Raw genomic sequence first — 12,211 nt, 5'->3', positions numbered from 1 at the left:
TATTCTGATTAATTTTTAATTTTTAACTTTTAATTTTTAATTAAAAAAAGGTCAAAGAAGAGTCCAGACCTGTTCCTGTGATGTTGGTGACGATATCCAAAAATTAAACTGGGTTGGGTAGCTTGGTAGGCATTTAGCAGAACAGTTGCCCAATTCTATTAGCTTTAGAGCATTAAGATTAGCCTAAAGGATAAATACGGGTATATTTGCCAAAGTTCGTTGAGAATCAGAGGTTTACGAGCCGTGAAGTTAGTTTAGAAGTTGAAAACTCGATTTAGAAGTTGAAAACTTAATTTAGAAGTTGAAAACTCGATTTAGAAGTTGAAAACTTAATTTAGAAGTTGAAAACTTAATTTAGAAGTTTGAAACTCGATTTAGAAGTTGAAAACTCGATTTAGAAGTTGAAAACTTGATTTAGAAGTTGAAAACTCGATTTACGAGAGTGAACTACCTGAAATAAAATCGGTGGCTTACGCCGAAAGCGTAACACACCCTACAAAAATTGCTGTAGACGCGATGAATCACTTATACCAATTCAATTAATGATGGCAATACATCCTTGGGTAAAGACGCGATGAATCGCGTCTCTACAAATGGTCTATTTGTCGTATTCTTTTTTCAAATTGGTATTACGCCATGACCATGCCGCCATCGACGTTAAAAACTTGTCCGGTGACGTAGGCGGCGGCGGGATCGGCAGCCAGGAAGCGCACCATCCCAGCAACTTCTTCGGGCTGACCGAAGCGACCGAGTGGGATGTATTTGAGAATATCTTCGGGGTTGTTGAGATTACTGGTCATGTCGGTGGTGATGAATCCAGGGGCGACGGCGTTAACGGTGATGCCGCGAGTAGCTAGTTCTTTGGCAACGCTTTTGGTAAAGCCGATTACACCTGCTTTGGCGGCGCTGTAGTTGGACTGACCTGGGTTGCCCATTTGCCCAGCAACAGAGGTAATGTTGATGATTCGCCCCGATCGCTGCTTTAGCATGATTTTACTGACGGCACGCGTACATAAGAAAACACCAGTTAAATTCAGGTCTATCACTGCTTGCCAATCTTCTGGCTTCAAACGCATAAGTAATGTGTCGCGGGTAATACCTGCGTTGTTGACTAAGATATCTACACGGCGGAACTTTTCGATGACGGCGTTAACTAGTGCGTCTACTTGATCGCTTTTAGAAACGTCTGCTTGGATAGCGATCGCTTGACCTCCCGCATCTGTAATTTCTGTAACAACTGCTTCAGCTGCTGCACTCGAACTGGCATAATTGACAACTGCGATCGCTCCCTGTGTGGCTAATTCAATTGCGATCGCTCGACCAATTCCTCGTGATGCACCTGTAATAATTGCGACTTTATCTTGTAATAGTGTCATTCAATGTTCCTCAATCTTAGAAATACCGCGCTAATTATCTTATGGTGATTTAGGGAACATCTGAATATTGTCTGGATAATAAAACATTTATAGTTATTTCTCTCTTAATAAATGAATAACTTGAAGCAATATATTGTTGATTTAATTTATAGCTGTGACGCCCAATAGCCCATCGTAGACATCGCCCGATTGGATAGACTAGCAAGTGTTGCAGTTACGCCCGTCCTAGACATGACTCTCGTGAACGCCTGTATATTTATTTGGTTGGTCAGGATAGGTTTAAATACATATCTAATGCATATACACCAACGTAAACAATATGTGGATTTTATTATAATTATTTAAGATTTTTTGCTGGACAATCAGTTGATATTGACTAATCTAATTCTTTTCCAACAAAAACCCATGAACCTATACCGCTTTTATTTTCTAAGAATTACTATTGAAACAAACAATTGAAAATCGGTGTGTATCACATGGCAACTAAAAAGCAATTTAACAGCTTTGAAGAGATGCTGTCTGCTTCTGATGTACCTGTATTAGTAGATTTTTACGCTGACTGGTGTGGCCCATGTCAAATGATGGTGCCAATTTTAGAGCAAGTCAATGCCCAACTTAAGGATCGCCTGCGAATTGTCAAAATCGACACAGAGAAATACACAGATTTGGCTACTCAGTATAAAATTGCCGCTTTACCAACCTTAGTACTATTTAAGCAGGGTCAGCCTGTGGATCGGATAGAGGGAGTGATGCAAGCACCGCAGTTGGTGCAATATCTACAAACAAAGGTTTAAGTTAACACTTAAAATTTGGATTTTAGCTGCCAGAGGCGCGAAATATCGCGTCTTTTTTAGTGGAGTAGCACAGGTAGCTGTAGCCCTACAAATCACTGTGTAAAATCTTAAGTAAATATTAAGCATATCTACTTATACGTCTAGAGAAAGTAGTTTAGAAATTGAGATGGCTATATCGTATAGATATAACAGAATATCTTGACTAGTATTGCAATATATGAATTATAAGCAGGAAAGACCTGACAAAGCCTATATTTGGGTGAATATTGATTTTGATAAGGTTAAACATAGAATAGATACGGTGACTTGCCAGATTGAGCGGGTAATACAAAAGCACCAACTTTCCAATCAAACTGGTAAATCAGGGAAAAGAAATAATTAGGTTATCTGTAGGGCGATGTCTATGATGGGCTACGCACTTTATTTTTAGTGCAGCGTAGGTGTATCCCAAGGTGGGCATCGTACCAATTTTGCACAACAGATTTTGGGCAAAGTGACTAGATTTTTATAAAGCCCAAAATAACATTATTCGATAATCGTCCACCGAGTTTCTACTTATTTATTAGCCATTATTTTATCCTCGACACTCCTTTTCAGGAGTGTTATTTTTAGGAGGATATCTGCTTGCTAATTATGCTGTGAAAAGGTGTGAATAAATGATGGGATGGTTATTTGGAGGTCTTGTTAAACAATTTGAGGGTGCAGCTAAGAAGGTTGTGAGAGAAAGTAGCAAATAAATAGCTAAATCCCCCAATAAATTGGGGGACTTTGACCCTACTCCCAATCTCTTAAAATGTAAAAGTAGTCCGAAGTACACCTACAGTCGTAGTCTCATTATTGCTGTTACCTTCTGGGTTAAAGAGAACAAACGCACCAGGGGTAATGCTGATATTATCGCTAACTTGAAGGCGGTAATAGGCTTCTAAATGGTAAGGAGTCGCCCGATTGTCGCCTGTGGGCGTAAGTTGAGCAGAACCACCAGTATCAGTACGGAAAAGCGGCTGACCAAAAAGAATCCCGGCAGTGTTTCCTGACTTGAATAAATCTCTGAAGTGAATTCCCGCCATCCAACTTGTAAAGGTGGTGGAAGCATCCACGCTATTGGAAGCAGCATCAACAAATATTGCTGCACCGTAGCCAGATAATGCTATTTTGGGAGACAATCGCCATGTTACCGTACCGCCAACAGAGTTGAGTGTGAGCGGTGTTCCAGCTGCAATCCCTGCTAAAGCACCGATATCACTACTAACTAATCCTGTAGCCAAAATATTGATTTCGTGATAACTGTGGGCATAGTTTAAACCAATATCCAGAGCCGGACTTGGCTTAAAGGTTAACTGTGTGGCAATAATACTACTACCACTAAATAAACCTGCTCCCAAAGGTGTAGTAGAAACTCCTGGTAGTGCCTCAGTCGCAGATTTTTCGGGTAAATTGGCATTTACACTGCCGTATAAAGCTCTTAAATCCAAATTTGGCGAAATGTTAAAAATAAATCCCGCCGCCGATGCTAAACCAGTACCCGAAGTCCCACCAGAAACCCGTAGCACAGGATTCAAGCCGGCAAAACGAGAAATTGACTCTTGTCCTTCACCATAAAAAGGCGTAATTGCTGGGAAAGCATCTGATGTTTCTGCCGCAGTTCCTGCAAACAAGGTTAATTTATTAGCGACGGGAAAGATATACAGCAATTTGTAAAGCTGAATACTGTTTGCGCCAACACCCGACAAAGTATTGACATTTAACCCCGGAAATTGTGGCTCAAAACTGGTACGAGCGCTACTAGAACTTAAAAGTGGCGCAGCTAATCCTAAACTTTGTTGCAGGCTACCCTGTCCATCGACTCCACCCAAAAAGTTATAGGCTTGCAATCCAGTAATTAATAAATCTTTACCAGTAAAGCTAGTGGTGAGATTTAACCGCACTCTATTGACTAGGATGATGTTCGGGTCACTCTGATTAGGAGCGCCACCGCTAGCACCAACACCAGCAATAATTACCTCACCATTGAGTTTGGTCGTAGTAGAAAACTGATTTGCTTCTAGTTCTGCTGTGCGAGCTTCTACAGCATCTACTCGACCTCGTAATGTTGCCAATTCTGCCGTAAATTGTTCTTGTAGTTTCTGCAACGTGGCTAAATCTTCTTTATTAACCAAATCACCAGTTGCAGTCGCAATCAGTTCGTTGATTCGGTCTAAACAAGCATTTAAGCCAGCAGCAAATTCATAGCGAGTCATCGCCCGATTACCGCCATAGGTTTGATTGGGATAACCTGCGATACAACCATAGCGCTCGACTAAAGATTGAAGTGCCTGAAAAGCCCAGTCAGTCGGCTGTACATCAGACAATTGCGATACGGATGTTACTTGTGCAAGTTTGTATGAGTTTGGAGATGAACTTGCAGGTTGTGGTATGATTGGCTGCCACAAATTAACAGCAGAATCTACTCCTATATCTGGAATTTTTTGCTGTTGATTGACTGAGGGTAAGTTTTTTTGAGTTTCATTAGCTATCAGCAATTTACTGGAGATATTATTTGCTAAATCGCTTTGATGAGAATAATTCTTTTCATAGCTGCCGTCATCTTGATTAACAGCTACGTTTTTATCTGCAATTTCTAAACTAGGAAGGGCTTGCACAGGTGATAACCCGGCAATTAAACATAAAAATCCCATCCCACTAGCAAAAGCTAGTAGATATTTTGCCATCATAACTCCCAACACCTATAAATATAGTGAAAAAATTAATTGCGATTTCCAAGTGCATTGATAAGTAAATTTAAAGTAGATTTAAAAAAAATCTTATTAACTTTAAATTTTGGATATCAGGATTTTTTTCTGAATTGACTTACCAGAACCTCAGCTGACATCGCAAGTATTAAATTATAGTAAATACTATTTTGGGAAAGAATTAACAATACATCATATTGAGAGTTTCTATAACTACGATAGTAATTCTAAATGGTTTTTGAACAATGCATTACGTAAAATGCTTGATTCATAAGCCTTCCAAATTTTCTCTGTTCAAATATAAAACAGGATTGCTATATTGACAAAATAATAATTACATAAGTCTGATTTTGTGATAATGAATATAGGTATTGAGCCGAGGATTTTGGCTCAATACCTAACAAAGAATAATTTACTCAAAAAAAATTAAGAGACTGCGATCGCTGATCGATTTGGGTGCAGGTAAAATCACGAGGAAAACGGTGGAAATAATTTCTCTTGCGGTTGTAGCCCACTGTAGGCATCACACCAATCTTGAATATCACATTTTAGCAAAATAAACAATGTCTTACAGTAAGTAATATTTTTAACAAAACATTTGTAACTACCCTTGCAGTTTATTTACCCACCGCTTGCTATTCTTATAGTTACTTCGGTCTGTCATAGCAGATAGATTATCCTCAATAATGTTTTAATTTATTAGCGCTCATATACCATCCTGGTAATGTGGGTGCTTTTACTTTATGCCTCATAGCAAAAATCCGGTTTAATTTTGAGAGAATGTCTGGTGTTTGGTAGACTAAGCTGACACTGAAGCTTTAACTTGACCAAAACGGCGATCGCGATTTTGGTAGCTCAACAAAGCCTGATAAAATGCTTCTCGATTAAAATCTGGCCAAAGAATATCGCTGAAATACATCTCTGTATACGCCATTTGCCACAAGAGGAAATTACTCAATCGCATCTCACCGCTAGTACGAATCAGCAAATCGGGTTCTGGAGTATTTGCTGTGTAGAGGTGTTGTTCTATAAGACTTTCATTCACTTCTTGGGCGCTGAGTTCGCCTTGTTCCACGAGTTGAGCTACTTGACGGCAAACTCTGGTAATTTCGTTGCGGCTACCGTAATTGACTGCAACCGTAAAGTTGATTGCTTGATTGTTCAACGTCTCTATGATTGAACGTTCCATTTCTATCTGTAGAGATTTAGGTAAAGCTGATAAATCTCCAATAAACGAGATGCGTACTCCTTCTTGATGCATCTGAGCTAACTCGCGGCGTAGTAATCGCTCAAACAAATGCATCAGAAAATCTACTTCTTCAACGGGACGCTGCCAATTTTCTGTTGAGAAAGCGTAGGCTGTCAACGCTTTGATTCCCCAATCTTTGCAGCAACGCAATAGTTCTTTGAGTGTCTTTGCTCCTTGGCGATGTCCAGCAATGCGTGGTAATCCTCGACTGGTTGCCCATCGTCCGTTACCATCCATGATCACAGCGATATGTTGGGGGATTTTTTGGGGATTTAAATCGGTGGGTAATTTTGATTTGTTATTTGTCATTTGTCACTTGTCCTTTGTTTTGACTAATTAGTTTCAAATAAATTTTGCAGATAGTCTGGTGTGAGGCTATTGTTCCAACTCCACAAGCGATGCATTATGTAAGTGAAGGTGAAGAGGAGAGTTGTTTTGTTGGTTAATGACCAAGCATTCCAGTTGAGAGTACCCATCATGCGGCAAAGAGTACGCATGAGGTTGTTAGGCTGATAGTTTGGCGATCGCGTTTTGATTAGCGTGCGTCCAATTCGCATCAACCCAGTATCAGGGAAAGCCCAGACTCCAAACCCCCAGAATTTGGTCGTATGATTGATTTCATCCTGTGCTAGTTCCTCTAGAACATCCTGGAGTGCGCCAGTAGTGTGAGCCATCAACCAAATATAAAGACAGGTAGCACCGTATTCTGTGGTAATGCGGTGTAAGCCGTGGCGATATAAGTCTTCGTAAGCGTCATCTGTAGGGAGATAGCTTCTAACAGTACGAAGTTTTGGGGTAATTTTCTCGCCTGTTAATTGGGTGTAGATTTTGATTAATGCAGGTGTGTGCTGACGTTCTTCCTTTTCCCACAAACCAAGTTCCAGGAGTTCGCCATCTTTACCGACTGTTCCACCAACAAACCGAGCCATTTGAGGATGCAATTTTTCCAAATACTGCCGACTGGTTTGGGTATAGCCGCGAATGGGGGCTTCTGTGTCCATTGCACCTATTAAGATAGATAAAAATACTTCTGCGTCTAAGCCGATAATTTGATTACGGTTAATCGTCTGCCAGTCGATGAGTTTCCAGGGACGCGGTTGGGGATTGGCAAACTGTAACGGTAAATCTTGCAGACGCTCGTGTAGTTTTTCGACTGCAATATATTTATCTATGAGGGAACGAATGCGGCGCTGTGTTTGCAAATAATCAGGACTAAGATAGCTTTTACCTGCTAAGTCTTCTGTGATTGGGCTGAGGGTATTGAGCATCTTTTTATACTTAATTGTTGATCTCTATGCCCAATAGCCTAAGCGATCGCACTATCGTTTGTCAGTCGGCTGAAGTCGGCAGTTTTATGTGATAGGGTTGCAAAAGTCGGGGAAAAAGTTGGTTATAGAAAATTTGGGTTTCAAACTTCGCCCTTCTAAGACGACTTTAACAAAGTTAGAAGAGAGAATTGCAGAGAATGTCGCGAAATTGTTAGAACAAGGGTAGATAAAAGTTGAGTAACAGGATAAATCATGAACGCTTATAAAACATATATCACCATTGCAGATCCAAAGCAGTTAGTATTATCTGATTTACCATTTAAAGCAGGACAGAGAGTTGAGGTGATTATTTTGGCAAACGATAATCAAAGGGTTACTTTAGCAGAAGAATTAAAAAATTTATTCAAAGAAATACAAGCGATACACGCAGATAATCCCTTGACTGATGAAGAAATAGCAGCAGAAATTGAAGCTTATAGACGGGGAGAATGAAAGTTATTATTGATACTAATATCGTAGTCTCTGCTGCTATAGCTGATAAAAATCCAGAGGCAGTAATTTTATTTGTGATTGCTAATTATGCTTTTGAGTGGGTTGTATCGGCAGATATTATCGCAGAGTATAAGGAAGTTTTAAAGCGTCCTCGTTTAAAATTAACTGAGGCACAATACGAAAGATGGGTTTATTTAATTGATTCAGTGACAACACTAATTGATGTGGATGTAGAGGTTGATTTCCCTAGAGATAGGAAAGATGCAAAGTTTTTAGCTTGTGCTATTGCCACAAGAGCAGATTTTTTTATTACGGGTGATGCTGATTTTAATGAAGCGCAAACTTTGTTAAACACAACTATTATTTCTCTATCTTTATTTAAAAGGTTAGTTTGTGATGTGAGGGAATAAGTTTCAATCTGGTAGGGTGCGTAAGATAGCGGCATAACACACCGTATAAAACTAAGCGATCGCACTTCGTTTTGTCAGTCGGTTGAAGTCGGCAGTTTTATGTGATGGAGTTGAAAAAGTGTGGGAAAAGTCGGATAGCTGCTAATTAATTCTAGAACTAAAGTATCTTGTGGCAATTTGTTCCTAAAGGTTGCAACAAGCTAATAGCTAAAGTTATCTAAAGATTACTCGGTAAATTTAACCAAGATGTGTCTTTACCAGGTCTGATTACATTAACTCTCAAGCCTCTGTCTTGTTGCAACTTTTGCTTTTCTTCTTGATTGAGTAAAAGCATCGGTGTAGGATTACCAAATTCACCCAAATAAAATTGATAACCTGTGTTGATGATTAATTTATTTATTTGAAATGCTATTAGTGATGGATCATAACTACCAACAATCAAATGTCTAGAACCATCTATTTCAAAATCTACTATATTTTTGTAATATTTATGTATGTTTTCATCTGGAGGTAAATGCTCGAAATATTTGAGTAAATCTTTTTCTGAGTAAATTTTTCCATAACATTCATTGATATAGTAACTTATAACTTTATTAGGTGCAAAAAATCCTCTAGATATCTCAGCAATGCTTAAAATTTGCTGGATACTGTCATTTATACCCTCAATTCCACAGTAATCGCCATAAATTGAACCGAAATCTATATCGAACACTCTTTGTATATCTAATTTTAGAACAAACCAATCCTCTCGTTCGTCAAAAAAATGCTCGTAGATATTTGAATAAAGTTTCTTAGCCATTTTTTTAACTTCATTTACTAATTCATAATTTGAAAAATCTTGATAGTGACTGAAAAACTGCATTTGACGATAGTATATTAAAGTATTAGCTAACCAATTGTTAGTATCCATTATTGGAAACTTTTTGAATTTAGAAAAATCATTTTGTACTAATTCAACTCTCTGGCAGTTCCCCAAATTGCTGACGATAACGCTCAAGTTTTTTTTGCGCTAATTCAAGCTGTTCTTCTGAAGTTTGATAGCGCTTTCCTTGTTGGTCATACCAATACAAAACCTGACGCTGGATATTACCAGATACGTATTGCGATCGCCCAATTCCCAAATTAATTTCTGGCATCCAAAAGGGTTCACCAATTTGCAATTGATAGCTACTATCTACTAACCGATAAACTTCAAAAGGTTGATGACTGTCTCTTTGCCAATACTCTGGATTATAAATAATGTAGTACAGTACCCCTAACTTGGCATAAATGTCTAATTTTTTGTCGTATTCTCCACCCGGAGTTAAAGAGACAATTTCTAAAGCCAGGATAGGCACTATGTTATTTTCTTCCCAAACAACATAACTTTTACGAGATTTATCTGCCTTGCGGCGTTCTACACCTAAGCTCAAAAATCCGTCTGGTACAATCGGCACAAGTGGACTAACCCCTGTGGTATGGTAAACGCCCATATCCACACTGAAAAACCAGTCATTACGGTTTGCCCAAATATATTGCAGCAAAAAGAGAAGCAGGTTGGGAATAAAGTTCTGGTCTTCGTTATCCACAGGGGTATCGTCTGAACAAGGAAGTTCAGCACTACTAGGCAATTGACGAGGGTCTGATTTCACCATAAGTAATGATGGTGCTGATGTTACCTAATGAGTTTTATTTTAATTAGATTAGAAGGCTTTATTCGGAAAAGTCGGGAAAAAAGTCGGATTTACAAAATCTTATCCGAAAACTTCAGCAACATAACTGTAGATTGATTTATAGTTGTCCTTAAAATCTGACCTACCCTCGTCGTTACACAATGGACGCCCAAGCAGCATTAGCATGGTTAGACGCCATAATTCCCCCTCAGACTGGGGAACGGTTGAGCGATTTGCAAAAAGTGATTCTTGTGCAAGTTTGGTTGGGTAGAAAATACTTGGATATCGCTGATTCTTACGGTTGTACGGAAGGACACGCCAAGGATGCTGGTTCTCAGTTATGGAAACTGCTTTCTAAAGTATTGCGCCAAAAGATTACCAAAAGTAATTGTCGCGCTACTTTAGAGCGAGTTCTAAGAAAAACTACTGCGATATCATCCAGTTTGATTGATTACTCGCGATCGCCACACCCCACCCCAAAATTAGAGGATACCAATTTTATTGGACGAACAGAAGCGATCGCTCACCTGAATACTTTGGTAAATCAGGGATCGAAAGTGATTGTGATCCAAGGTGAAGGCGGTTTAGGCAAAACCACTCTAGCGCAGCAATATCTCCATCAGGGGTTTGACTTGGTTTTGGAACTGCTGATGGCGAAGGAAACGCAAAATATCACCCCCGCCGAACGAGTAGTAGAAGAATGGCTCAAACAAGATTTTGATCAAGAACCTGGGGTAGAATTTGGGGTAACTTTGGGACGACTCAAGCGCCAACTTCATGATCGGCGGATTGGGGTGTTAATTGACAATCTGGAACCTGCATTAGATCAACAAGGTGGTTTGATTGCTTCTCACCGCAACTATGTAGAACTATTACGGGTGTTGGCTGATGCTAGGGTGCAGTCTGTTACTTTGATTACCAGTCGCGATCGCCTTTGTGAACCTGGGCTAAATGTGAATCACTATCGGCTTCCTGGTTTGGATCAAAGTGCATGGCAACAGTTTTTTAGCAAGCGTGGGTTAACTATCAACTCGCCAACTTTGCAAATCATGCATCGCACGTATGGCGGTAATGCTAAAGCAATGGGAATTCTCTGTGGTTCAATTCAGGAAGATTTCGATGGTGACATGGTTCTTTATTGGCAAGAAAATCATGCCGATCCTTTAGCAGCAACCGACTTAAAAAATTTAGCAGTTAGTCAAATCAATCGCCTGCAAGCCCTCGATCCCCAAGCTTATCGCCTACTTTGTCGTTTGGGATGTTATCGTTACCAAGATATACCCACCATTCCATCTCAAGGATTGTTTTGTTTACTTTGGGATGTCCCACCTGATCAACATCGCCAAATCATCGCCTCGTTGAGAAATCGGTCTTTGGTGGAGTGCGATAAAGGTGAATATTGGCTGCATCCGGTGATTCGTGCAGAAGCGATCGCGCGTTTACGCCCCAGCGATGAATGGAAAATTGCCAACCACAAAGCCGCAGAATTTTGGACAACTAGTGTTAAACAAATTGAAACCTTCAAGGATGCTTTGCAAGCTTTAGAAGCATATTATCACTACATAGAGATTCATGAATTTGAGTTGGCAGGTAAAGTCATTTTAAAAAGCCGAAATAATCAATGGCAGCAGTTTTTACCTCTTGGTAGTACGTTGTATCGAATGGGTTTAATTCAACCGATACTTACGGCAATTAATCAAGTTGTTAATAATCTAGAAAATGACCAAAATCTCAGCGAACTTTACAATATATTGGGTGATTTATATTGGATAACAGGTAAGATTAGTCAAGCGATCGCTTGTCAACAAAAAACTATTACTCTGGCAACGCAAGCACTAAAGTCACTTGTACTTCAGCCAGAGAACAAACATCCAGTTTACTATCTGAGAATGCTAGAGGTAGATTCTTTATTAAGTATTGGTCTTTACAAAATAGATTTGTGGGAACTAAAAGCAGCCGTAAAGTTATTTCAACAAGTAATTTACCTAGCTCAAAATACCGAGCATCATCGCTGGGCAGAGAAAGCTTCAGTTTGTTTAGCTTTGGTGTATTCTTATTTAGGTTTGCGTGATGCCTCATCTGCATTAGCAGATGTAGCTTATCAAAATATTACGAACGAAAAACTGGTAGAACAAACTGGAAGATTTGTCTATTTCATGCAAATTTTGGGTCAAACCTATGTAAATTTAACGTGAGTTCGGGATAAGAAAGGGGGCAAAACAGGTAGGCTGAAAGTGCTAA

10 protein-coding genes are annotated in these 12,211 nt (G+C 39.4%); 4 read left to right on the top strand and 6 right to left on the bottom strand.

Translation table 11 applies throughout. The features are described 5' to 3' along the window. Positions 1-629: 629 nt before the first annotated feature. Positions 630-1,376 (bottom strand): 3-oxoacyl-[acyl-carrier-protein] reductase, encoded by a 747-nt coding sequence (gene fabG / locus ACFFAP_RS29410; protein ID WP_375514547.1) that lies wholly within the window; start codon positions 1,374-1,376, stop codon positions 630-632. A 476-nt stretch (positions 1,377-1,852) separates the two neighbouring features. On the opposite strand from fabG, the gene trxA reads away from it, so the two are divergent. Further along, a complete protein-coding gene (trxA, locus tag ACFFAP_RS29405) occupies positions 1,853-2,170 on the top strand; it encodes a thioredoxin (RefSeq protein WP_109007859.1) in 318 nt (105 codons plus the stop codon). 788 nt (positions 2,171-2,958) lie between these two features. Here the strand turns inward: trxA and ACFFAP_RS29400 are convergent. The 3 genes from ACFFAP_RS29400 to ACFFAP_RS29390 all read right to left on the bottom strand — a co-directional run bounded on the left by ACFFAP_RS29400 (position 2,959) and on the right by ACFFAP_RS29390 (position 7,416). Beyond that, positions 2,959-4,878 (bottom strand): iron uptake porin, encoded by a 1,920-nt coding sequence (locus ACFFAP_RS29400; RefSeq protein ID WP_375514548.1) that lies wholly within the window; start codon positions 4,876-4,878, stop codon positions 2,959-2,961. An 820-nt stretch (positions 4,879-5,698) separates the two neighbouring features. Continuing rightward, on the bottom strand, positions 5,699-6,457 hold the full coding sequence (locus tag ACFFAP_RS29395) for an isoprenyl transferase (RefSeq protein WP_375514546.1): 759 nt from the start codon (positions 6,455-6,457) through the stop codon (positions 5,699-5,701). A 23-nt stretch (positions 6,458-6,480) separates the two neighbouring features. Further along, the gene (locus ACFFAP_RS29390) at positions 6,481-7,416 is read right to left on the bottom strand and encodes a ferritin-like domain-containing protein (protein WP_375514545.1); all 936 of its coding nucleotides are present in this window, start codon (positions 7,414-7,416) and stop codon (positions 6,481-6,483) included. 252 nt (positions 7,417-7,668) lie between these two features. Between ACFFAP_RS29390 and ACFFAP_RS29385 the strand changes: the two genes are divergently transcribed. Beyond that, complete coding sequence (locus tag ACFFAP_RS29385; RefSeq protein WP_375514544.1) at positions 7,669-7,908, top strand: hypothetical protein; 240 nt, start codon at positions 7,669-7,671, stop codon at positions 7,906-7,908. Continuing rightward, a complete protein-coding gene (locus ACFFAP_RS29380) occupies positions 7,905-8,318 on the top strand; it encodes a putative toxin-antitoxin system toxin component, PIN family (RefSeq protein ID WP_375514543.1) in 414 nt (137 codons plus the stop codon). The genes ACFFAP_RS29385 and ACFFAP_RS29380 overlap by 4 nt, the downstream gene beginning before the upstream one ends. Positions 8,319-8,535: 217 nt before the next feature. Here the strand turns inward: ACFFAP_RS29380 and ACFFAP_RS29375 are convergent, their stop codons facing one another. Both ACFFAP_RS29375 and ACFFAP_RS29370 read right to left on the bottom strand, forming a co-directional pair. Next, positions 8,536-9,228, bottom strand: a complete 693-nt coding sequence (locus ACFFAP_RS29375; protein WP_375514542.1) for a hypothetical protein — start codon at positions 9,226-9,228, stop codon at positions 8,536-8,538. 43 nt (positions 9,229-9,271) lie between these two features. Continuing rightward, on the bottom strand, positions 9,272-9,952 hold the full coding sequence (locus tag ACFFAP_RS29370) for a Uma2 family endonuclease (protein ID WP_375514541.1): 681 nt from the start codon (positions 9,950-9,952) through the stop codon (positions 9,272-9,274). Positions 9,953-10,131: 179 nt separating this feature from the next. Between ACFFAP_RS29370 and ACFFAP_RS29365 the strand changes: the two genes are divergently transcribed. Beyond that, the gene (locus ACFFAP_RS29365) at positions 10,132-12,165 is read left to right on the top strand and encodes an NB-ARC domain-containing protein (RefSeq protein ID WP_375514540.1); all 2,034 of its coding nucleotides are present in this window, start codon (positions 10,132-10,134) and stop codon (positions 12,163-12,165) included. The last annotated feature ends 46 nt before the right edge of the window (positions 12,166-12,211 follow it).

The organism is uncultured Nostoc sp., assembly GCF_964245575.1.
Taxonomy (GTDB): Bacteria; Cyanobacteriota; Cyanobacteriia; order Cyanobacteriales; family Nostocaceae; genus Nostoc.
Note: the sequence above shows the minus strand (reverse complement) of the source record. Positions and strands in the feature narration are given on the sequence as shown.

Bases quoted from the DNA above. Each gene is read 5' to 3' on its own strand.
- fabG (WP_375514547.1), bottom strand. From the start codon at position 1,376: ATGACACTATTACAAGATAAAGTCGCAATTATTACAGGTGCATCACGA.
- trxA (WP_109007859.1), top strand. From the start codon at position 1,853: ATGGCAACTAAAAAGCAATTTAACAGCTTTGAAGAGATGCTGTCTGCT.
- ACFFAP_RS29400 (WP_375514548.1), bottom strand. From the start codon at position 4,878: ATGGCAAAATATCTACTAGCTTTTGCTAGTGGGATGGGATTTTTATGT.
- ACFFAP_RS29395 (WP_375514546.1), bottom strand. From the start codon at position 6,457: ATGACAAATAACAAATCAAAATTACCCACCGATTTAAATCCCCAAAAA.
- ACFFAP_RS29390 (WP_375514545.1), bottom strand. From the start codon at position 7,416: ATGCTCAATACCCTCAGCCCAATCACAGAAGACTTAGCAGGTAAAAGC.
- ACFFAP_RS29385 (WP_375514544.1), top strand. From the start codon at position 7,669: ATGAACGCTTATAAAACATATATCACCATTGCAGATCCAAAGCAGTTA.
- ACFFAP_RS29380 (WP_375514543.1), top strand. From the start codon at position 7,905: ATGAAAGTTATTATTGATACTAATATCGTAGTCTCTGCTGCTATAGCT.
- ACFFAP_RS29375 (WP_375514542.1), bottom strand. From the start codon at position 9,228: ATGGATACTAACAATTGGTTAGCTAATACTTTAATATACTATCGTCAA.
- ACFFAP_RS29370 (WP_375514541.1), bottom strand. From the start codon at position 9,952: ATGGTGAAATCAGACCCTCGTCAATTGCCTAGTAGTGCTGAACTTCCT.
- ACFFAP_RS29365 (WP_375514540.1), top strand. From the start codon at position 10,132: ATGGACGCCCAAGCAGCATTAGCATGGTTAGACGCCATAATTCCCCCT.